The 20,586-nt window shown below is 65.0% G+C and carries 23 protein-coding genes and 1 pseudogene; 9 read left to right on the forward strand and 15 right to left on the reverse strand.

All coding sequences use genetic code 11. The features are described 5' to 3' along the window. Positions 1 to 25: 25 nt before the first annotated feature. The 5 genes and pseudogenes from IVA92_RS35985 to IVA92_RS11845 all read left to right on the forward strand — a co-directional run. Positions 26 to 109 (forward strand): annotated as a pseudogene (locus IVA92_RS35985) (IclR family transcriptional regulator); the annotation flags it as partial. A 130-nt stretch (positions 110 to 239) separates the two neighbouring features. Next, positions 240 to 1,535: an O-acetylhomoserine aminocarboxypropyltransferase gene (locus IVA92_RS11830; RefSeq protein WP_247281473.1), complete on the forward strand. Its 1,296-nt coding sequence runs from the start codon at positions 240 to 242 to the stop codon at positions 1,533 to 1,535. Between the two features lie 4 nt (positions 1,536 to 1,539). Further along, positions 1,540 to 2,322 carry an alpha/beta hydrolase gene (locus tag IVA92_RS11835; RefSeq protein WP_247281474.1) on the forward strand — a complete coding sequence of 261 codons (783 nt, stop codon included), beginning with the start codon at positions 1,540 to 1,542 and terminating at the stop codon, positions 2,320 to 2,322. A 68-nt stretch (positions 2,323 to 2,390) separates the two neighbouring features. Beyond that, entirely contained in the window at positions 2,391 to 2,894 is a 504-nt protein-coding gene (locus tag IVA92_RS11840; protein WP_247281475.1) for a DUF6496 domain-containing protein, read from the forward strand. Between the two features lie 78 nt (positions 2,895 to 2,972). After that, a complete protein-coding gene (locus IVA92_RS11845) occupies positions 2,973 to 3,704 on the forward strand; it encodes a 3-oxoacyl-ACP reductase family protein (RefSeq protein WP_247281476.1) in 732 nt (243 codons plus the stop codon). Between the two features lie 240 nt (positions 3,705 to 3,944). Here the strand turns inward: IVA92_RS11845 and IVA92_RS11850 are convergent, their stop codons facing one another. Genes IVA92_RS11850 through phnG form a run of 9 tightly spaced genes read right to left on the reverse strand, consistent with a single transcriptional unit; the run spans position 3,945 to position 10,879 of the window. Next, entirely contained in the window at positions 3,945 to 4,556 is a 612-nt protein-coding gene (locus tag IVA92_RS11850; RefSeq protein ID WP_247281477.1) for a pyridoxamine 5'-phosphate oxidase family protein, read from the reverse strand. Between the two features lie 28 nt (positions 4,557 to 4,584). Next, positions 4,585 to 5,181: a phosphonate metabolism protein/1,5-bisphosphokinase (PRPP-forming) PhnN gene (gene phnN, locus IVA92_RS11855; RefSeq protein ID WP_247281478.1), complete on the reverse strand. Its 597-nt coding sequence runs from the start codon at positions 5,179 to 5,181 to the stop codon at positions 4,585 to 4,587. After that, positions 5,178 to 6,335, reverse strand: a complete 1,158-nt coding sequence (locus tag IVA92_RS11860) for an alpha-D-ribose 1-methylphosphonate 5-triphosphate diphosphatase (protein WP_247281479.1) — start codon at positions 6,333 to 6,335, stop codon at positions 5,178 to 5,180. Before IVA92_RS11860 ends, phnN begins: the two co-directional genes overlap by 4 nt. 11 nt (positions 6,336 to 6,346) lie before the next feature. Further along, the gene (gene phnL / locus IVA92_RS11865; protein WP_247281480.1) at positions 6,347 to 7,045 is read right to left on the reverse strand and encodes a phosphonate C-P lyase system protein PhnL; all 699 of its coding nucleotides are present in this window, start codon (positions 7,043 to 7,045) and stop codon (positions 6,347 to 6,349) included. A 22-nt stretch (positions 7,046 to 7,067) separates the two neighbouring features. Continuing rightward, positions 7,068 to 7,865 carry a phosphonate C-P lyase system protein PhnK gene (gene phnK, locus IVA92_RS11870; RefSeq protein ID WP_247281481.1) on the reverse strand — a complete coding sequence of 266 codons (798 nt, stop codon included), beginning with the start codon at positions 7,863 to 7,865 and terminating at the stop codon, positions 7,068 to 7,070. Further along, a complete protein-coding gene (locus IVA92_RS11875) occupies positions 7,858 to 8,748 on the reverse strand; it encodes an alpha-D-ribose 1-methylphosphonate 5-phosphate C-P-lyase PhnJ (RefSeq protein ID WP_247281482.1) in 891 nt (296 codons plus the stop codon). The genes phnK and IVA92_RS11875 overlap by 8 nt, the downstream gene beginning before the upstream one ends. Next, positions 8,745 to 9,848 carry a carbon-phosphorus lyase complex subunit PhnI gene (locus IVA92_RS11880; RefSeq protein ID WP_247281483.1) on the reverse strand — a complete coding sequence of 368 codons (1,104 nt, stop codon included), beginning with the start codon at positions 9,846 to 9,848 and terminating at the stop codon, positions 8,745 to 8,747. The genes IVA92_RS11875 and IVA92_RS11880 overlap by 4 nt, the downstream gene beginning before the upstream one ends. Positions 9,849 to 9,852: 4 nt before the next feature. Next, positions 9,853 to 10,461: a phosphonate C-P lyase system protein PhnH gene (phnH, locus tag IVA92_RS11885; RefSeq protein WP_247281484.1), complete on the reverse strand. Its 609-nt coding sequence runs from the start codon at positions 10,459 to 10,461 to the stop codon at positions 9,853 to 9,855. Between the two features lie 4 nt (positions 10,462 to 10,465). Next, positions 10,466 to 10,879, reverse strand: coding sequence for a phosphonate C-P lyase system protein PhnG (phnG, locus tag IVA92_RS11890; protein ID WP_247448914.1), 414 nt, complete (start codon positions 10,877 to 10,879; stop codon positions 10,466 to 10,468). A 158-nt stretch (positions 10,880 to 11,037) separates the two neighbouring features. Here phnG and phnF point away from each other — a divergent pair, with 158 nt between their 5' ends. Beyond that, positions 11,038 to 11,769, forward strand: coding sequence for a phosphonate metabolism transcriptional regulator PhnF (phnF, locus tag IVA92_RS11895; RefSeq protein ID WP_247281486.1), 732 nt, complete (start codon positions 11,038 to 11,040; stop codon positions 11,767 to 11,769). A gap of 177 nt (positions 11,770 to 11,946) precedes the next feature. Here the strand turns inward: phnF and phnE (IVA92_RS11900) are convergent, their stop codons facing one another. The 4 genes from phnE (IVA92_RS11900) to phnC form a co-directional block, all read right to left on the reverse strand. Continuing rightward, complete coding sequence (gene phnE / locus IVA92_RS11900) at positions 11,947 to 12,795, reverse strand: phosphonate ABC transporter, permease protein PhnE (protein WP_247281487.1); 849 nt, start codon at positions 12,793 to 12,795, stop codon at positions 11,947 to 11,949. Continuing rightward, positions 12,792 to 13,676 (reverse strand): phosphonate ABC transporter, permease protein PhnE, encoded by an 885-nt coding sequence (phnE, locus tag IVA92_RS11905; RefSeq protein WP_247281488.1) that lies wholly within the window; start codon positions 13,674 to 13,676, stop codon positions 12,792 to 12,794. The genes phnE (IVA92_RS11900) and phnE (IVA92_RS11905) overlap by 4 nt, the downstream gene beginning before the upstream one ends. Positions 13,677 to 13,752: 76 nt before the next feature. Beyond that, on the reverse strand, positions 13,753 to 14,688 hold the full coding sequence (phnD, locus tag IVA92_RS11910; protein ID WP_247281489.1) for a phosphonate ABC transporter substrate-binding protein: 936 nt from the start codon (positions 14,686 to 14,688) through the stop codon (positions 13,753 to 13,755). A gap of 61 nt (positions 14,689 to 14,749) precedes the next feature. After that, the gene (gene phnC / locus IVA92_RS11915; protein ID WP_247281490.1) at positions 14,750 to 15,559 is read right to left on the reverse strand and encodes a phosphonate ABC transporter ATP-binding protein; all 810 of its coding nucleotides are present in this window, start codon (positions 15,557 to 15,559) and stop codon (positions 14,750 to 14,752) included. A gap of 187 nt (positions 15,560 to 15,746) precedes the next feature. Between phnC and IVA92_RS11920 the strand changes: the two genes are divergently transcribed. The 3 genes from IVA92_RS11920 to IVA92_RS11930 are packed head-to-tail and all read left to right on the forward strand — an operon-like array spanning position 15,747 to position 18,328. Continuing rightward, positions 15,747 to 16,418 carry a chloramphenicol acetyltransferase gene (locus tag IVA92_RS11920; protein WP_247281491.1) on the forward strand — a complete coding sequence of 224 codons (672 nt, stop codon included), beginning with the start codon at positions 15,747 to 15,749 and terminating at the stop codon, positions 16,416 to 16,418. Beyond that, entirely contained in the window at positions 16,415 to 17,611 is a 1,197-nt protein-coding gene (locus IVA92_RS11925; protein WP_247281492.1) for an alpha-D-ribose 1-methylphosphonate 5-triphosphate diphosphatase, read from the forward strand. The genes IVA92_RS11920 and IVA92_RS11925 overlap by 4 nt, the downstream gene beginning before the upstream one ends. An 18-nt stretch (positions 17,612 to 17,629) precedes the next feature. Next, the gene (locus IVA92_RS11930) at positions 17,630 to 18,328 is read left to right on the forward strand and encodes a DUF1045 domain-containing protein (RefSeq protein ID WP_247281493.1); all 699 of its coding nucleotides are present in this window, start codon (positions 17,630 to 17,632) and stop codon (positions 18,326 to 18,328) included. Between the two features lie 3 nt (positions 18,329 to 18,331). On the opposite strand, the gene IVA92_RS11935 is transcribed toward IVA92_RS11930, so the two are convergent. After that, on the reverse strand, positions 18,332 to 18,940 hold the full coding sequence (locus IVA92_RS11935; protein WP_247281529.1) for a hypothetical protein: 609 nt from the start codon (positions 18,938 to 18,940) through the stop codon (positions 18,332 to 18,334). Between the two features lie 83 nt (positions 18,941 to 19,023). Continuing rightward, positions 19,024 to 20,424: a selenium-binding family protein gene (locus tag IVA92_RS11940; RefSeq protein ID WP_247281494.1), complete on the reverse strand. Its 1,401-nt coding sequence runs from the start codon at positions 20,422 to 20,424 to the stop codon at positions 19,024 to 19,026. Positions 20,425 to 20,586 lie beyond the last annotated feature (162 nt).

Raw genomic sequence — 20,586 nt, forward strand, 5'->3', positions numbered from 1 at the left:
GAGCTGGCCGAACGCGAACTGCCCCATCGCCATCCTCGCCGCGATGCCGGCGCAGGACGCGCGAAAGATCGTCGCGGCCAACGAGAAGAGATTCGAAGCCTACCAGACGCGGAGATCTTGCTGCGCGAGGCCGGGATCATCGAGCGATCCGGGGGTTAGAGGCGCTGTCAATGGGCTGACGCAGCGCTTCTTTTTGTGGCACAAGGGCGGCCTCCGCCGATCGACCAACGAGGCCACGCATGCCCGCGCCAAAGCCGCCTGCCTTCGAGACCCTGAGCCTGCATGCGGGCCAGCATCCGGATCCCGTAACCGGCGCCCGCGCCGTGCCGATCTACCAGACCACGTCCTACGTGTTCCAGGATTCCGATCACGCCGCCGCGCTGTTCAACCTGGAGCGCGCCGGCCACATCTATACGCGCATCTCCAATCCGACCACCGGTGTGCTGGAGGAGCGGCTCGCGGCGCTCGAAGGCGGTGTCGGTGCGATCTGCACCGCCAGCGGCATGGCCGCGCTGCATCTGGCGATCGCGACACTTTTGAACGCCGGCGACCACATCGTGGCATCGAGCTCACTCTATGGCGGCACCATCAACCTGCTGGCGCATACGCTGCCGCGCTTCGGCATCACCACCAGTTTCGTCAAGCCGCGCGATCTCGACGCGTTCCGCGCCGCGATCGGGCCGAACACGAAGCTCGTGATCGGCGAGACCATCGGCAATCCCGGGCTGGAAGTGCTCGACATTCCCAAGGTCGCGGCGATCGCGCATGAGGCAAAAATTCCGCTGCTGATCGACAACACCTTCGCCACACCCTATCTCAGCCGCCCCATCGAGCTCGGCGCAGACATCGTCATGCATTCGGCGACCAAATGGATCGGCGGACACGGCATTGCGATCGGCGGCGCCATCGTCGACGGCGGCCGCTTCGACTGGCGCGGCTCGGGCAAGTTCGGCGCGCTGACCGAGCCCTATGGCGGCTATCACGGCATCGTCTTCGACGAGCAGTTCGGCACCGCGGCCTTCATCATGCGCGCGCGCACCGAGGGCCTGCGCGATTTCGGCGCATGCCTGTCGCCGACCAACGCGTTCCAGCTGCTTCAGGGCGTCGAGACCCTGGGCGTGCGTATGGACCGGCACATGCAGAACACGCATCTCGTGCTGGACGCGCTGAAAGCCAACAAGGCCGTCGATTGGGTGCTGCATCCCTCGCTGGAGAACCACCCGGACTTTCAGCTCGCAAGGGCGCTGCTGCCGCGCGGTGCCGGCTCCATCGTCTCCTTCGGCATCAAGGGCGGCCGGCCCGCCGGGCGCACGTTCATCGAATCACTGCGCATGATCAGCCATCTCGCCAATGTCGGCGATGCCAAGACCTTGGTGATCCACCCCGCCTCGACCACGCATCAGCAGATGGACGCCGAGCAGCTCAAGGCCGCCGGAATCGGCGAGGAGCTGGTGCGGCTCTCGGTCGGCATCGAGACGGCAAGCGACATCATCGACGATCTCAACCAAGCGCTGCGCATCTCGCAAAAGGTCTGACGCCATGAAGCTTTCCGTCAACGGCACCGACGTGTTTGTCGCAACCGGCGGCCGCGACTTCGACAAGTCGCTGCCCGCGGTCGCCTTCATTCACGGCGCCGGCTTCGATCATTCGACCTGGGCGCTGCACACGCGCTGGTTCGCCCATCACGGCTTTTCCGTGCTGGCGCCAGACCTGCCTGGCCACGGTCGCTCGGCCGGGCCGTCGCTGTCGACCATCGCCGAGATGGCCGACTGGACCGCGGCGCTGCTGGATGCGGCCGGCGCCGCGAAGGCGCAACTGATCGGCCATTCCATGGGCTCGCTGATCTCGCTGGAGACGGCGGCGCGGCATCCGGACAAGGTTTCCGCGCTGAGCCTGATCGGCACCGCCGCGACCATGACCGTCGGCCCGGATCTGCTCAAAGCCGCCGAAGCCAATGACCAGGACGCCGTCGACATGGTCTCGATCTGGGGTCTCGGCTTCAAGGCCGAGCTCGGGGGCAGCCTCGCGCCGGGCCTTTGGATGCATGGCGGCGCGCAGGCCGTGTTGAAGCATTGCGACCCGGGCGTGCTGTTCGGGGATCTGTCGGCCTGCAACGGCTATGCGAATGCACTTGCCGCGGCTGCGAGCGTGAAGGTCCCGACCACGCTGATTCTCGGCGAGCGGGACATGATGACTCCCGCGAAAGCCGGCAAGGCGCTGGCGGCGGCGATCCCGCATGCGAAGACCGTCATCGTGCCGGGCGCAGGGCACATGATCATGGCCGAGCGTCCCGACGAACTGCTGGCGGCGCTGAGGAACTGAAAAGGATCAATCGTCCGGGTTATGCGTTGCGGTGAGACATCCCTGTCATCTCGAAGGGAACTCGACTCATGCCAAGACAGGAAATCATTCGCAAAGCGAAGCAGGACAAGCGCGCCGGCAAATCTGCGAGCACGCAGGCCGGCGAATTCGTCAAGGACGAGATCGACAAGATTCGTAAAGGCAAGCACGGCGCACGCTCGACAAAGCAAGCCATTGCCATCGGCCTTTCCGAGGCACGCCGCGCCGGCGTCGATCTGCCGCCGCCGCGCAAGGGGCGCACCAAGAAATCGACGCGCCGCAGCGCCAAATATGCCTATGAGGTCGGCCAGGGCAAGCGCACCCCGAAGCGCCGGCCGCGCGTGTCGCGCGCCGTGGAAAATGTCCTGAAGAAGGAGCCGCGCTCAACGGCGTCGCGCAGCGCGCTGTCAAAACAGGCCAAAAGCGCCGCGAGCCGGCGAACCGCGGCGTCACGTTCGGCCGCTGCGCGGAAAGCGAGCCGCACCAAGGGCGCCAAGACCCGCTCCGCCGCCGCCAAGAAGGCGGCGCGCACCAGGGCGCGGCGGCGGCGCTAAATTCATGTAGCGGCCTTTTGACTTGAATGGCAGTGGCCGACGTCCGGCGATCCCGCTGTGATCGGATCGGAGTTTCTCATGACAGACAGTCTGAAGGGGCGCACGGCGCTCGTCACCGGCGGCTCGCGCGGAATTGGCGCGGCCGTCTGTCGCGCCCTGGCCGAGGCCGGTGCCGCCGTAGCGATCAACTGCCGCGAGCAGATCGGTCGGGCCGAGCAGCTGGCAGGCGAGATCGGCAAGCAGGGCGGCCGCGCCATCGTCGTCGCAGCCGACGTCTCGCAGCGCGAGGCCGTGACCGGCATGGTCGAGCGCGTCACGGCCGGACTCGGACCGATCGACATCCTCGTCAACAATGCTGGCATCGCGATCACGCGCGGCCTCGATGATCTCAGCGAAGACGATTTCGACCGGACCATCCTGGTCAATCTGAAATCCGTGTTCCTGTGCACGCAGGCCGTGCTGCCGTCGATGCGCTCCCGGAAGTGGGGCCGCATCGTCAACATCTCCTCCGGGGCTGCGCGCGGTGCCGGCTCGATCGGCCCGCACTACAACGCGTCCAAGGCCGGCATGGAAGGCCTCACGCGAGGTTATGCCGCGCGGCTGGTGAAGGAGGGCATCACCGTCAACGCGGTGGCGCCGTCGCTGATCGAGACCGACATGATGAGCGGCCAGCAACAGCTCGTCAGCCGCATCCCGCTCGGCCGCTTCGGCACGGCGGCGGAGGTGGCGAAGGCAGTGATGCTGCTGGTCGACAATGCCTACATGACGGGTCAGACCATCGCGCTGAGCGGCGGCATGGCGTTCAATTGAGGTGAGCCGCCGCCGCGGACTCGTTCTTCCCTTCTCCCCTTGTGGGAGAAGGTGGCATAGGCGGCCTTCGGCCGCCGTTCTCAAGAACGTCGAAGCGAAGCTTCGGCTATGGCGCCGGATGAGGGGTATCTGTCCGCGAGATCAGCTGTGAGAGGGTCGCTCGCGGAGAGATACCCCTCACCCGTCTCGCCGCTATCGCGGCGAGCCACCCTCTCCCGCAAGGGGAGAGGGTAAGAAAAGTCACCACATCGTCGCTGCGGCTCGCGCGGGCCAGGCGCGGTCGTACTCCGCGCCGCCGACCTTGTTCTCGCTCATCTCGGCCAGGATCTGGCCGGGCGTCGGCAGGGTCTTTGGGTCGACGCGCCTGTCGGGATTCCAGAGGTCGGCGCGGACGATGGCGCGGGCGCATTGGAAGTAGATCTCGTCCACGCTCATGACCATGACGCTGCGCGGCGCCTTGCCTTCGACCTTGAACGAGGCCAGCAGTTCGGGATCAATCGAGAGATGGGCGCGGCCGTTGGCACGAACCGCATTGCCGGAGCCGGGAATCAGGAACATCAGCGACACCCGGGGATCGCGCACGATATTGCGCAGGGAATCGACCCGATTGTTGCCGCGGCGATCGGGCAGCATCAGTGTCTTCGGGTCATGAATGCGGACAAAGCCAGGGAGATCGCCGCGCGGCGAGCAGTCGATGCCCTCCGGCCCGACCGTGGCGAGCGCCGCGAACGGCGCCTTCTCGATGTAGATGCGGTAGAGTGGCGTGACATGGTCGGCGACTTTCACGGTCGAGGCATCGTTGGTGACGCCGTAGATGGCCTCCAGCTGTTCAACCGTTTCGATCACCGACATTCTTCCACTCTCCTGATCGTGCCCGCCATTACTCATGCCAGCCTTCATTCCTGATCACGCGCACGAGCTGTCGGCTGTGATACTCCGCGCTGCCGGCGTTGAGGATGGTGATGTCGGCAAGCGCCCGCGCGTCATCGACACTGCGCGACAGCCGCGCCGCGATATTGCCGTCGCTGTGCCGCGCCCGCGCGGCAAGCCGCTGCGCCAGCACGTCCGGCGGTGCGGTGATCGCGACCACCACAACATTTGCATAGGCTTGGCGCAGCGCGCCGATGACCGTGCGCGAGACGTTGACGACCACCGTGCGTCCGGCACGGATATCGTCGTTGATCTCGAGCGGCAGTGCGTAGGAATGCCCGTGCGCCTGCCAGTGCATGGCGAAATCGCCATGCTGCTGACCGCGGCGGAATTCGTCAGGGGCAAGCGTGAGATTGTCTTCGGCAGCGGAGGATTCCCGCGTCACAAGGCGGCGTGGAAAGACGATGTCGTGATCCTCACTGCACGCCGCCCGCGCCAGTCGCAAAAGCGTGTCCTTGCCGGCGCCGCTGGGACCGACCACAAGTACTAGCCGCCCGGGTCCGATCGCGCCCGCTGCCTCCTGCGCCATGGCCGCGGTCTCGCTCATGCGACACGACTCCCTTCGCGCCAGACGCTGCGCACGACGGGGACGCTGCCGGCAACATGCACGCGGATCAGGTCGGCGCGCTTGCCGACCGCGATCTCGCCGCGATCGGTGAGTCCGACCGCATCGGCAGGCGCTTTGGTCACGGTGCGGATCGCCGACGGCAGATCGATCGCCGGCACATGCTCGGGCAGCTGCAGCGCACCCATCAGCAGGCTCGACGGAATGTAATCCGACGACAGGATATCGAGCAGGCCTTCGCGGGCGAGATCGACCGCGGCGATATTGCCGGAATGCGAGCCGCCGCGCACGACGTTGGGAGCGCCCATCAGGATGTCGATGCCGGCGTGATGCAGACCGCGCGCGGCCTCGAGCGTGGTGGGGAATTCCGCCACCGCGACACCGTCGCGCACGGCATCGGCGACGTTCTCCTCGGTGGTGTCGTCATGGCTTGCGAGCGGGATCTTGTACGCATGCGCCAGCGTCACGATCTCGCGCATGTTGGTCGCGGCATAGGCCTTCTGATAGGCAAAGCGCTTCGCGAACAGTTCGTCGAGCTCGGCGTCGGTCTTGCCGCCGCCCTTGCCGCGATAATAGTCGCGCAGCTTGACCTCGTCGCGAAACTGGCGCTGGCCCGGCGTGTGATCCATCAGCGACATCAGCTTGACGTCGGGCCGGTCGATCAGCTCCTTGGCCTCCTCGACGACGCTCGGCATCGGGATTTCACAGCGCAGATGCAGGAAATGGTCGGCGCGCAAGAGGCCGGCATCGCGCGCGGTCGTGATCGCGGCGGCGAGCACGCCGGCGCGGCCATCGACTTCCTCCGCGCCGTCCTCGCGCCAGACCCGGAGCGAATCGAACACGGTGGTGATGCCCGAGGTCGCGAGCTGGCCGTCATAGGAGATGACAGCGGCGACCGGATTCCAGAACACCTTCGGTCGCGGCACGTAATGCGCTTCGAGATGGTCGGTGTGAAGCTCGATCAGGCCGGGCATGACGAGGTCGCCGCCAGCATCCTCGGCGTCGGCGGGCGCCCTGCCCTCGCCGATCTCGGCGATGCGTCCGTCGACCAGAGCAAGCCAACCCTGATCGATCACCCGGTCAGCCAGCACGATCCTGGCGTTGGCGATGACGGTGTCCTTCGGCTTGGCGTTCATGTCGATTTCCTTCAGGCCGCGGCGGCGAAGCTGGTGACATCGACGATGCGGTCGGCAATCAGATGCCGGATTTCATCGTCATGGACAATGGCGACCATGGCGACGCCCTGGCGTTTTTTCTCAGCGATCAGCTCGACCGCCACAGTGCGGTTGGCGGCATCGAGCGAAGCGGTCGGCTCGTCGAGCAGCAGGATCGGCAGATCCGAGATGAAGCCGCGCGCGATGTTGACGCGCTGCTGCTCGCCGCCGGAGAAGGTCGCGGGCGGAAGCTGCCACAGCCGCTCGGGAATATTGAGACGATGCAGGAGCGCGCCCGCGCGGGCTTGCGCTTCCGGGCGCGCCAGGCCGTTCACGATCAGAGGCTCGGCGACCACGTCGATGGTCGCAACGCGGGGCACCGCGCGGAGGAACTGGCTGACATAACCGATGGTCACGCGGCGGACATTGAGCACCTGCCGCGGCTCGGCGACGGCAAGATCGATCAGCGCGCCGCGGTGGCGGATGCCGATGCGGCCGGAATCGCAGCGATAATTGCCGAAGATCATCTTCAGGATCGACGACTTGCCGGCGCCTGATGGCCCCGAGAGCACGACGCATTCGCCGGGATCGACATGGAACGTCACGCCGCGCACGACCGGCAATTCGATGCCGCCTTGCAGGTGCATCGTAAAGGTCTTCCGGGCGTCGGTGATGTCGATCATGGCAGTCATTGCAAGGCTCATGCTGGCAGGCTCATGGCGGCAGAATCGAGGAGACGAGGAGTTGCGTATAGGGCTCGCGCGGATCATCGAGCACCTGATCGGTGAGGCCGGTCTCGATGACGCGGCCGCCCTTCATCACCATCACGCGGTGCGACAAAAGGCGTGCCACCGCGAGATCATGCGTGACGATGATGACGGCGAGGTGCAGCTCGGCGACCAGGCTGCGCAGGAGATCGAGCAGGCGCGCCTGCACGGACACGTCCAGGCCGCCGGTCGGCTCGTCCATGAACACCAGCCGCGGCTCGGTGACGAGATTGCGCGCGATCTGGAGCCGCTGGCGCATGCCGCCGGAATAGGTGCGCGGCGCATCGTCGATGCGCGCGACGTCGATCTCGACGCGCATCAGCCAGTCGGAGGCGGTGTCGCGGATACGGCCGTAATGATTCCATCCCACCGCCATCAGCCGCTCGCCGACATTGGCGCCGGCCGAGACCGCCATGCGCAGACCTTGCGCAGGATCCTGATGGACATAGCCCCAGTCGGTGCGGAACAGAAAGCGCCGCTCGGCCTCGCCGAGCGTCGTAAGATCGCGGGCGACGCCGTCGCGCATCCGGTAAGAGACCCGGCCGGCGCTCGGCGTGAGTTGACCCGACAGCATTTGCAGCAGCGTCGACTTGCCCGAGCCGGATTCGCCGACGATCGCCAGCACCTCGCCGGGATAGAGCGCAAAGGACACCTCTCGGCACGCGGCAATGCGGCCGAAGGACTTGCTGAGCGACTCCGCCACCAGTAGCGGCTGGTCGCTTTCGAGCGTATCGAGTTCAGCCATGTGAGCCCGCCTTCTCCTTGTACGGTGCGGCGCTCAGGCTGCCGTGATGGCCGGCGGCCTGCCGGCCCTCGCAATAATCGGTGTCCGAGCAGACGAACATCCGACCGCCCTTGTCGTCGGTGACGATCTCGTCGAGATAGGAGTTCTCCGCGCCGCACAGCGCGCACGGCGCGTTGAAACGGTACGGCTCAAACGGATGATCCTCGAAATCCAGCGACACGACTTTCGTGTAGGGCGGGATCGCGTAGATGCGCTTCTCACGGCCGGCGCCGAACAATTGCAGCGCGGCACAATTGTCCATCTTGGGGTTGTCGAATTTCGGCGTCGGCGACGGGTCCATCACGTAGCGCGCGTTCACCTTGACCGGATAGGCATAGGCAGTCGCGATATGGCCGAAGCGGGCGATGTCCTCATAGAGTTTGACATGCATCAGGCCATATTCGGCGAGCGCATGCATGCGCCGCGTCTCGGTCTCGCGCGGCTCGAGGAAACGTAGGGGTTCAGGGATCGGCACCTGGTAGACCAGCACCTGATTTTCATGCAGCGCGGTCTCAGGAATGCGGTGGCGCGTCTGAATCACGGTTGCCTCGTCCGTCGCCGTCGTGGTGGCGACGCCCGCCGTCTTGGCGAAGAACTTTCGGATCGAGATCGCGTTGGTGGTGTCGTCGGAGCCCTGGTCAATCACCTTCAGCACGTCCTCAGGTCCCAGGATCGCCGCCGTCACCTGCACGCCACCGGTACCCCAGCCATAGGGCATCGGCATTTCGCGGCTGGCGAACGGCACCTGATAGCCGGGGATCGCGATCGCCTTGAGGATCGCACGGCGGATCATCCGCTTGGTCTGTTCGTCGAGATAGGCGAAATTATAGGCGGGCGCGTTCATTCCGCGGCCTCCTTCATGGCATCGGGCGCATTGGCCTCGGCAAACTCCTGGCGCAGCTTGCGGAGCAGGCCGAGCTCGGACTGGAAGTCGACATAATGCGGCAGCTTGAGATGCTCGACGAAGCCGGTCGCCTGCACGTTGTCCGAATGCGACATCACGAACTCCTCGTCCTGCGCGGGGGCACGCACCTCCTCGCCGAGCTCGCGAGCGCGCAGCGCCCGATCCACCAGCGCCATCGACATGGTCTTGCGCTCACTCTGGCCGAAGGCGAGGCCATAGCCGCGGGTGAAGCACGGCGCTTCCGTCGCCGAGCCCTTGAACTGGTTGACCATCTGGCACTCGGTGAGCTCGATCGAGCCGAGCGGCACGGCGAAGCCGACGTCCTCGGCGAAAAATTCGACATCGACCTCGCCAAAGCGGATCTCGCCGGCAAAGGGATGGTTCCGGCCGTAACCGCGCTGGGTGGAATAGCCCATCGCCAGCAGAAAGCCTTCGTCACCACGCGCCAGATTTTGCAGGCGCAGGTCGCGGTCCGCCGGAAAATTCAGCGGCTCGCGGGTGAGATCGCCGACGCTGGCGCCGTCCTCGGCCTGCGGCGAGGACTCGATCAGTCCGTCGCGGCCAAGAATATCCGTCACGCGCGGCGTGGGTGCCGTTGATGCTTCCGCCGTCACTGGCGCTTCCGGCACAACGCCTTTTGCGAGCGAAGGATCGAGCAGGCGGTGGGTATAGTCGAAGGTCGGCCCGAGGATCTGGCCACCTGGAATATCCTTGAAGGTCGACGACACTCGCCGCTGCACGCGCATCGCGCCGGTGTCGACCGGCTCGCTCGCGCCAAAGCGCGGCAGCGTGGCGCGGAAGGCACGGACCAGGAAGATCGCCTCGATCAGATCGCCCCGCGCCTGCTTGATCGCGAGCGCGGCGAGCTCGCGGTCATAGAGCGAGCCCTCGCTCATGACGCGGTCCACGGCGAGGCCGAGCTGCTCCGAGATCTGATCGAGCGTGACTTCCGGAACGCTTGGGTCACCGCGCCGCGCGTTTGCAAGCAGGAGATGGGCGTTCTCGATGGCGCGTTCGCCGCCTTTGACTGCGACATACATGCGGTCAGCTTTCCTTGTTCGCGACGCGGGTGGTGCGCGGGATCGCAACCACCGCATCATCGGCAACCAGCACCACATCGAGGCCGCGCGGAAACAGCGCCTCGTTGAACCGCAGGCGCTCGAACAGATCGAACGGCTTGATCGACGCCTGGAGCGTCGTGGAGCCATCGATGCCGGGGCCGCGCAGCTCGACGCTGCGTCCCGAGCCCAGACTATCGACCTGAAGGATCAATGTGGTCGAGCGATCCGGATATTCGTTGGTGCCGAGCGCGAAGCATTCGAGCGGCGGCAGCGCCGCACCGTCGCTGATCAGCGCAAAGCTGGCGATCGAAGTGTCCTGCACCACCGGCGCGCCAGTGTGGAACTTGAGCCATTTCATCACGTCGGAATTTTCTGCCATGCGCGCATCGAGCCAGAGTGGCGTGTCGTGATCGAACAGCGTCAGCGCGATCGCGGCGGTGCCGCGCATCATCGTATGAAGCGCTCCGGCTGTCGGGACGATGCGCTGGACCGAACCCGGCCGCGCCATCGCATCCATGACCGAACGAAAGGTCGATTGCGCCGACAGAACCCTGTCGGCGAAACCCGGCGGCAGTTCTGCAATCGTGGTCATGATCTCACCCCTCACCGCGCACCATGGTGTAGAAATCAACCTTCGTCGCGGCAGTCTTCGCCGCTGCCTGCTGGCGCCTCGTCATAAGCTGCTCGCGCAACGGCGCGATAATTTCGCGCTCGACGGCTGCGCCAAAATCGCTGGACTGCACCAGCGCGTCGCACAGCGCGATCAGCCGCGCCTTCTCGCTATCGCGACCGAGCGTGTAGCCGAAGCCGACCTCGCCACTGGCAAGCCGGACCGCCGCACGCGACACCGTGGCTTCGCCGAGGTTGAACGGTGCGCCGTCGCCGCCGACCCGGCCGCGCAGCATGACGAGACCGTTTTCGCCTTCGCGCAGATTTTGATGGGCCGGCAGGGCGAGTGCGCGGAGGCGGGCGGCGATCTCGCCCGCCTCCGCGTGCGCCAGCACGGCCATCGCGGCCTTGCGCTGGGCTTGCTGGTTATTCTGCTGGGTCACCAAATCCACCGAACTTGCCGATTCTAAGTTGTCTATGATAATAGACAACTTCATAAAGGAGCGCCATGACTGTTTCGTGACAAAGGCGTGATTTCTGAGCTAGGCTGACCAGCGATATGAGCATGCAAGACACTGCATCGTCGGGCGTCGCGCTGTGGCGCCTCGTCGCCGACGGCATCGAGCGCGGTATCGCCGACGGCCGCTTTGCCGCCGGCGACAAATTACCGGGCGAGATGGAGATCGCGGAAACCTACCGCGTGAACCGCCACACCGTGCGGCGCGCGCTGGCCGCGCTGGCCGAGCGCGGCCTGGTCCGGGCCGAGCGCGGCAGCGGAACCTATGTCGAGGCGCAGAGGCTGGCCTATCCGCTGCGCTCGCGCACCCGGTTCTCCGAGATCGTCGGCGCCGGCGGCCGCGAGCCGCGCGGCCAGTTGATCGAGACCTCCAATGACGTCGCGACCCGGGAGCTGGCGCGCGAGCTCGGCTTGAAGGCCGGCGCGGCGCTGCTGCGGATCGAGGCGATCCGCCTCGCCGATCGCACGCCGATCTGCGTCTCCACCACCTGGCTGTCGGCTGAGTTGTTTCCGGGCGCAGGCGCCGTGTTCGCCGCGACGCGCTCGATGACGAAGTTGCTGGAGCACTACGGCATTCGCGACTACCGCCGCGGCGCGACCCGGATAACGGCCGGCATCATCGACGCGACTGACGCCGCCCGGCTCGATCTTGCACTGGGACGACCGATCCTGGTGGTCGATGCCACCGACCACGCTCTCGACGGCAAGCCGCTGGTGACCAAGCACTCGCGGTTTGCAGCAGAGCGGGTGGAGTTTTTGGTGGACAACGGGTGAGCTGCCGCCCTCTTCCCCTCTCCCCTTGTGGGAGAGGGTGGCTTGCCGCGCAGCGGCGAGACGGGTGCGGGTTCTCTCCGCGAGTGCGGCTCTCATTTGAATGCGCGGAGACGGCCATTATCCGGCGCTTCGCGCCCCCTTCTCCCACAAGGGGAGAAGGGAAGAAGACTGCGGCCGTTAAGCGATAGCCCTTCGTCCGATAATCGCAAAGCGCAGCTTGCCGGAAATGAAATCGATCGCGGCAACCGCGACCAAGATCATCAGGATCAGGAACGACACCTTCTGCCATTCCAAGACGCGGATCTGCTCGGCGAGCTGGAGGCCAATGCCGCCGGCGCCGACGATGCCGATGATGGTGGCCGAGCGGGTGTTGGATTCGACGAAATAGAGCACCTGGCCGGCGATGACAGGCAGGACCTGCGGCAGCAGCCCGAAGCGGATCTCGTGCAGCGCGCTGCCGCCGGAGGCGCGGATGCCCTCGACCTGCTTCTGGTCGGCGCCCTCGATCGCCTCCGAGAACAGCTTTCCGAAGGCGCCGAAATCCGACACGGCGATGGCGAGCACGCCGGCGAACGGGCCGAGCCCGACCACATTGATCCACACCAGCGCCCAGATCAGCGTGTCGACGCCGCGGATCGAATCCAGCAAGCGACGAACGGGAAAGCGCAGGATCTTCGACGGCACCACGTTGCGCGCGGCCAGCAGGCTCACCGGCAGCGCGAACAGCGCCGCCAGCGTCGTGCCGAGTAGCGCGATCGACAGCGTCTCGCCCAGCGCCTTCAGATAGACCGGCAACGAGGAGCCGGGATCGGGCGGGATCATCATCAGGCTGATCCAGCCGAGCTGGCTGAGGCCTGCGAGGAACCGTGACGGCGAGAAATCGAGATCGACCAGACCATAGATCAGGATCGCGAACGCCGCGACGATCATCGCCGGCGTTGCAAGCCGCGCCGAGGCCGGCCGGTTGAACACATCGGGGTAGCGGGCGCGGATCTCTCGCGTCTCGACTTGCTGCGGCCCGGTCACGTCCGCGCCTCCTTGCCGAACAGCCGGCCGCGCAGCCATCCGGTGGTGATGTCGATGATGAAGACGGTCACGATGATGGTGACCAGGATCGCGCTGACGTCGGAGTAATAGAACTTGCGGATGGCAACGACGAGCTCCTGGCCGATGCCGCCGGCGCCGACGAAGCCCATCACCGAGGCTTCGCGCACGTTGATCTCGAAGCGCAGCAGCGCGTAGCTGGCATAACTCGCGGTGACCTGCGGCACGATTGCAAAGCGCATGCAAGACAGCCAGCTCGCCCCGGTCGAGCGGATGCCTTCGACCGGCTTCATGTCGGCGTTCTCGACGATCTCCGAGAACAGCTTGCCGAGCGCGCCGGTGGAGTGGATCGCGATCGCGAGCACGCCCGCCATCGGACCTAACCCAAAGGCGATCACGAAGATCAGCGCGAACACGATGCCGGGAACGGTGCGGGCGAATTCGAGCAGGCGCCGCACCGCAAAGCGCAGCCAGGGCGCAGGCGAAGTGTTCTCCGCCGCGAAGAAGTTCAGGGCAAAGGCGAAGGTGGCGCCGATCAGCGTGCCGACATAGGAGATCAGCAGCGTCTCGCCCAGCATCTTCAACCATTTGCGCCAGCCCCAGAGCCACTCGCCGAGATCAGTCCAGACCCGCTGGCCGCTGTCGAGCGTGAAGATGCGATCGAAATAGCTGATGAAGTTGCCGAAATAGGTGAACAGCGTGCGCAGATTCACTTCGGCGCCGATCGCTGCGAGAATAAGCGCAGCGGCAAAGATACCGGCTCCCAACAGGAGGCGCCATCGCCTGCGCGCGACCGCCTGGCGATAGGCGGCGTTGAGCACGGCAAGCTGCTGCTCGGGGAGGATCGAAACCGCGACGGTCATCTGGTCAGAACAAGTGGTCGATCAAAGAGAAAGAGCCGGGTCCATCGACCCGGCTCCAGTGCATAGTCCCAAAAACTCAGGACGCCTTCTTCTTACGCAGCGCATCGACGAACTTGATCAGCTCGATCGTGCCATCCCAGTCCTTGGTGGTGGCGGGATGAAAGCCCTTCTTCTGGCCATCGGAGAGACGGTCGAACGCGGCCTTGTCCTTGGCCGGCGCATCGAAGAATGCCTTGGCGATGGCGGCCTTGGCATCCTCCGGCAGGTCGGAATTGTAGGCATAAGGGCCGTTGATGATCGGCGCCGACTTGTGGATGATGCGGAAATCGTCCTTCTTCATCGCCGAGCCGTCGGTGTTCTTCAGCATGCCCTTGGTCAGCATCTGCGCCAGCGTGGAATCGTCATCGCTGGTCCACTGGTTGGCGGCAACGTCGACCGTGCCCTGCGCCAGCGCCAGCATCGCATTCTCGTGGCTGCCGGTGAAGACGACCTTGCCGAAATAGGTGTCGGTATCTGGGATGCCCATCTTGTCGAGTTCGAAGCGCGGCACGTTGTTGCCGGAGGTCGAGTTCGGGTCGACGAGGCCGAGATTCTTGCCCTTGAGGTCATCGACCTTCTTGTAGGGGCTGCTCGCCTTGACGAAGAACACCGAATAATAGCCGGTCGAGCCGTCCGCGTTGATGTCGTTGGCGAAGGCGTCGGTCTTGACACCGGTCAGACGGGCGCGGGCGAACGAGGCCGAGCCGTAGCTCGCGATCTGGATGTTGCCGGCACGCTGGCCTTCAATGACGGCTGCATAGTCGTTGGCGATGCGCAGCGTGACCTTCACGCCCAGTTCCTTGGAGAGATAGCTCACGAACGGCGCCCAGCGCTCGGTGACGCCGGAGGCGTTCTCCGCCGGCACGACCGCGAAGGTCAGCTCGGGATATTTGGCTTTCCAGTCGTCCGCCGAGGCGGAGGTGGCAAAGGCGAGCGCGGCGACGCCGGCAAGGATTAATCTGCGAGTGATCATGGTACCCTCTTCATCGGTTGGGGATCGCTTGACGCAAAGACTTGAGTAAAAGAGGCGAGGCTCAGGCCGCCGCGGCCGTCCCGAGCGCCGGAACGCCCTCGGGCGCCGGGATGGGCATGCCGCCCATGACGTCGGCGGCTTCGAGATCGTAGAGCTCGCGCGCCACGTGATCGGTCAGCGCGGCCGGCGCGCCATCGAACACCACGCGGCCCTGCGCCATGCCGATCAGGCGGTCGCAATAGCTGCGCGCCAGATCGAGCGAATGCAGATTGCAGAGCACGGTGATGCCGAAATGCTTGTTGATGCGCAGCAGCGCATCCATCACGATTTTGGTGTTGCGCGGATCGAGCGAGGCAATCGGTTCGTCGGCGAGGATGATGTCGGGCTGCTGGACCAGGGCGCGGGCAATCGCCACGCGCTGCTGCTGTCCGCCGGAGAGCTGGTCGGCGCGCTGGGCGGCGAGCGCGGCGATGTCGAACTGCTCCAGCGCGGACATCGCCAGCGCCTTATCCTGCTCGGGCCAGAGCTGCGACAGCGAGCGCCAGGCGGGCATCGTTGCGAGGCGCCCCATCAGGACGTTGGTGAGGACATCGAGCCGGCCGACCAGGTTGAACTGCTGGAAGATCATTGCCGAGCGCGCCCGCCACTGCCGCAGCTCCTTGCCGCGCAGCGCGGTGACATCGATGCCGTCGAACAGGATGCGGCCCTCGGTCGGCGTCGCCAGGCGGTTGATGGTCCGCAGCAGGGTCGACTTGCCGGCGCCGGACCGTCCGATCACACCGACGAAGCCGCCCGGGGCAACTTGAAACGAAGCGTCGTCCACCGCGGCCTTTGCGCCGAAGCGACACGTCAGACCTTCCACGACCAGCATGCAGGGCTCCAGATTAATCGGACCCACCGCTAACGCCGGCGCTTAACACTTGTGTGACATCCGCGTTGCGGTGCGGCGATCCAACACACGTCATCCCCTGTCATCGCCACGTCATGACGTTGTCATCAAAGCATTGTCATCAAGCCGCTCCAAGAAAAATGCCCCACCCTCGCGCTTCGGATGCAACATGGCCGCCAAAGCTCTTTCGATTCAGCCGACCATTGATCCCTCGGCCAAGCTGCACGAGGCCAGGCTCGGCGCCTACACCGAGGTCGGCGCGCGCACCGTACTGCATGAAGTGGCGATGGGCGATTACTCCTATGTCGTCAACGATGCCCAGATCACCTACACCACCATCGGAAAGTTCTGCTCGATCGCGGCAATGACGCGGATCAATCCCGGCAATCATCCGATGCATCGTGCGACCCAGGCGCATTTCACCTACCGTTCAAGCGCCTATTTCGAAGGTGAAAGCGACGACACCGAGTTCTTCGACTGGCGCCGCCAGCATCACGTCCATGTCGGTCACGATGTCTGGATCGGCCACGGCGCGATCGTGCTGCCCGGCCGCAATATCGGCACCGGCGCGGTGATCGCGGCGGGCGCTATCGTCACCAAGGACGTGCCGGCCTACACCATCGTCGCCGGCAATCCGGCGCGCATCGTGCGGCGGCGGTTCTCGGAGCAGATCGCCGGCCGGCTCGCCAAGCTCGCCTGGTGGGACTGGGATCACGACAAATTGCGTGAAGTGCTGCCCGATTTCCGCAAGCTCGGGATTGAAGATTTCCTCGCGACATACGAAGCACGGGCGAGCTCTTTCACCGGTTCTCCTGCCAGCAAACCAAGCGCGGTCGCGTGACAGACATTTTCCTTGAAGGCGGCCGGGTCCTGATCGGCGCCGGGCTCGTCGAAACCTCACTTCTCGTGTCCGGAACGGACATTGCGTTGGTCGATGTCCCTCGCGGCCGCGCGCGGCTCGCTATCGATGCCCGCGACCTGCTGGTGCTGCCAGGCATCGTCGATCTGCATGGCGATGCCTTCGAGCGCCAGATGATGCCGCGCGCCGGCGTCGATTTCCCGATCGACGTCGCGCTCGCCGACAGTGATCGTCAGGCGATCAGCAACGGCATCACCACGGTGTTCCACGCCACGACCTGTTCGTGGGAGCCTGGCTTGCGCAGCGCTGACAATGCGCGCGGCCTGATGGAGGCGATCGAGCGGCAGCGTCCGCAATTCGCCGCCGACACCCGCTTCCACCTGCGGCACGAGACCTACAATCTCGATGCCGAGACCGAGATCAGCCAGTGGCTCGCGGAAGGCCGCGTCGACCTGTTCGCCTTCAACGACCACATGGACGGCACGGTTGCGGACATGGCCAAGCCGCGCAAGCGCAACCGCATGGTGGAGCGCACCGGCCTATCGAGCGAGGAATTTGACCGGCTGGTCGAACGTGTGGTGGCGCGCGCCACCGACGTTCCGGCGTCGGTCTCGCGGCTTGCGGCGGCAGCCCGCGCCGCCGGGGTGCGAATGCTCTCGCATGACGATGCGACGCCGGCGATGCGCCAGGAGTTTCGCGATCTCGGCGCGTTGATCGCCGAGTTTCCGATCAACGAGGAGACAGCGCGGGCGGCAGCAAGCCACGGCGACGCCATCGTCTATGGCGCTCCCAACGTCGTGCGCGGCGGCAGCCATACCGGCTGGACCAGGGCGTCGGACATGGTCGCCAAGGGTCTCTGCTCGGTGCTGGCCTCGGACTATTACTATCCGGCACAGCTGCTGGCCGCATTCCGGCTCGCCGCCGACCGCGTGCTGCCGCTGGAGCAGGCCTGGGATTTGGTCTCTGCCGGACCTGCGCGTGCAACCGGCCTTACCGATCGCGGCGCCATCGCGGAAGGGCGCCGCGCCGACATTCTTTTGGTCGACGACAGCGTGGAGTTGCGGCCGCGGCTAATCGCCGTGATATCAGGCGGCAAGCTGGTGCATCTCACCGATGCGACGCGGCTGCTCACAGCAGCAGCGGCGGCGCCGCGCGAGGCTGTCGTTGCGGCTTAAATTGGTTATGCTGAGGCGATGACAGGTTTTCCCCGCTACGCGATCTATTTTGCGGCCGACGCCCACAGCGCCCTCTCCCGCTTCGGCGCCGAGCTGCTCGGCTACGATGCCTACACCGGCGACGAAGTGCCGTTTCCGCGCGAGGCACTGGATGTCGCGCCGGACTGGCGCGATATCAGCGCCGATCCCCGCAAATACGGTTTTCACGCCACACTGAAGGCGCCGATGATGCTGGCGCCGGGCAAGAGCGAGGCCGAGCTCGCGGCGGCCTGCGCGGCATTTGCTGGTAAGGAGCGACCGATTCCGGCGATACGACTGGTCGTCGATTCCATAAGCGGCTTCATTGCCGTGATCGCGGCCGAGCCGGTCGATGCGCTCCAGCAGCTCGCCGCCGATTGTGTCAGCGAATTCGACTCGTTCCGCGCCCCTCTGAGCGCGGAAGATCGCGCGCGTCGCAAGCCCGAGAAACTGAGCGAGCGGCAGCGCGATTACCTCGACCGCTGGGGCTACCCTTACGTGATGGAAGAATTTCGCTTTCACATGACCCTGACAGGACGGCTGGACGCAGAGCGCCGCGGGCCCATTCTGGAGATGCTGCGGAGCAGGTTTGCAGCGCTAGGATCCAAGACGCTCGTGATCGACCGCATCGTACTGTTCAAACAGGACGACGCGAAGGCACGCTTTCGCATCGTCGGCGAGTGGGCTTTGACGCGCTAGGCTTCACCGCCAGCTCGAGACATTGAAGGCGAGCGCCACGATCCCAACCACGATGAGGCTGGTTGCCCAGATCACATCCAGATTGAACCAGCTTCGCGAGACAAGCCTCAATCCCAGATAGCGGTAGACCAGCCACGCCAGACATCCGCCCGCGCTGATCATGGCGGCAACGTGCACCACAGACACCAGCACCGCCATCCCGAGACTTGCCTTCACAAGATTTGCCTTCATCAGCGCGCCGGCGGCCGCATGGCCGGCATCGAGTTCGAAGGCCTGGCAGAGACCGAGATAGATCGGCACGAGCATCAAGGCGGCGCCGTGAGCAATGGCAACGGCAAACGACCAGAGCGCCAATTGCGTTGGCGGAATTCGTGCCAGCGTGCGCGGATGACGTCGCTCGATCAGCCGATAGACGCCGAAACCGATGACGAGAAGGCTCGCGACTAGCTGGATCGAACGCTGCCACTCGGCCAGCACGAGCAGCAGCGCGAATGGCAGCAGCACGAGAAGCGTTGCCAGAAGATGCCCGGCCGCCAGAGCCCACAACGCACGGAACAGCGCGCGCGGGCTCTTGTCCATGAGCCCGGCCGACACGGCGAGCGGCCATCCCATACCCGGATTGACCCCGTGATAGAAGCCGCTCGCAACGAGAGCGAGCCAGAGCCAGCCAAGCGCCGGGCTCGCGTGTCCCCAATCTAGGCCGACGGGTAGCAAAAGGAGTCCGTCGAACAATCGCCGCCTTCCAGCCTGATCTGGTGCGCACGATATCCGTCGGGGAAGCTCACGAAATAGTCCTTGTCGAGCTCGAGACCGCCGTCGCGACCGACATTGGCCATGACTTCCACGCCCGGAACTCCGTCGGGGTAGAATTGGTCATCCCAGGTGGAATAGAGCGAATTGGTCCAGTACACGCGCCTGCCATCGCGGCTGATCTCGACCATCTGCGGACCTGCCGCAAAGGCCTTGCCGTTCGGATGAGGCGTGCGGCGCGCGATGCCACCGATGTGGACCGAGCCTGCAAGCTTCGGCTTTCGCGGATCACTGACGTCGTACTGGCGCATTTCACCCGTGCCCCAACACGAGACATAGAGAAAGCGATCATCCATCGACAGGTCGATATCGGTCACCAGAGGCGGCACAGCACCAAAACCCTGGAGCAGCGGCGGGAGCTTCTCCTTTGGCGCGGGCTCCGGCTGGATCGTCGCCGTCTTCTCCACGTGGAATGTCCCGCCTTCGCGCCACCAGGTCCAGATCGATGCTTCGAGGTTGGTGGTGTCGACCACGACGCCAACGAAGCCGTATTCGCGAACCGGATCGTGCGCGGGCCGCACCTCCAGGGCCATCTGATGATTGGCGCCGAGGTCGATGGTCTGGACGTTGCGACGGGCGCGAAGATCCCAGAAGTGGAGACGATGGCCATATTTATTCGCGAGCAGATCTTCCGGGACGATCCCGTTCTCGAACTGGGGCGGCAACGCCCATTCACTCGTCACCATGTAGTCGCGCGGCAGGTTCCACCAGAAATCATAGTGCAACGTCTGCCGACCGCGGTCGATCTCCCATCGTCCCAGGACCTCGAACGTCTCGCAATCCATGATGAAAACGCCTGGAGGACCGTTGGTGCCGTCCTTGCCGCCGCCGCCCAGCGTGCTCACATAGATGCCGTCCGGCCCGCAATGGATGGTATGCGGCCGCGAGTAACCGGTCTTTTTGAAGACTTCTTCGGGCTCGATGATCTTGTGGATCTTGGCTTTGGTCGGATCTGGCTTGGTGTCGATGATGTAGATCCGCGACGAGCGCAGTCCGGGGATGATGAGATAGCGCCGCTCGATGAAGGCATGTCCGGCGAGCGGCGACAAGGCGGAGGAGCAGGCATTCCAGCCGAAGTGGTGAAATTCATCGCCCTTGTTGGGCATCGTCACGGTATGGACGATTTGGCTGTAGGTCGGCGACCCCGGCTTGACGTCGATGACCGCGAGAGCATCAGGTTTTGAGAAATCTGGACTGAGCAGCAGCGTGTAGGCAAAGTTCTCCGCTGGTGCTTCCATCGCAAGCTTGGGCGATGCGTGAAAGGTGGGATCCGGCCTCATCGTCATGGCACTGCCTCCCTGTTCCGTCGGTTCACGCCAACCTGGCTCGAAATAGCGGCAAAAGAAGAGCTGTTAGGTGATGTCCTGAGATTCTCCGCAGGCCTGGTTGGCAAACGTACAATATGTCATCGCCGGGCAGCGGGAAACCACCCGAACCGCGCCAATTCG

Origin of the sequence: Bradyrhizobium sp. 154 (genome assembly GCF_023073875.1) — a bacterium.
GTDB lineage: Bacteria > Pseudomonadota > Alphaproteobacteria > Rhizobiales > Xanthobacteraceae > Bradyrhizobium.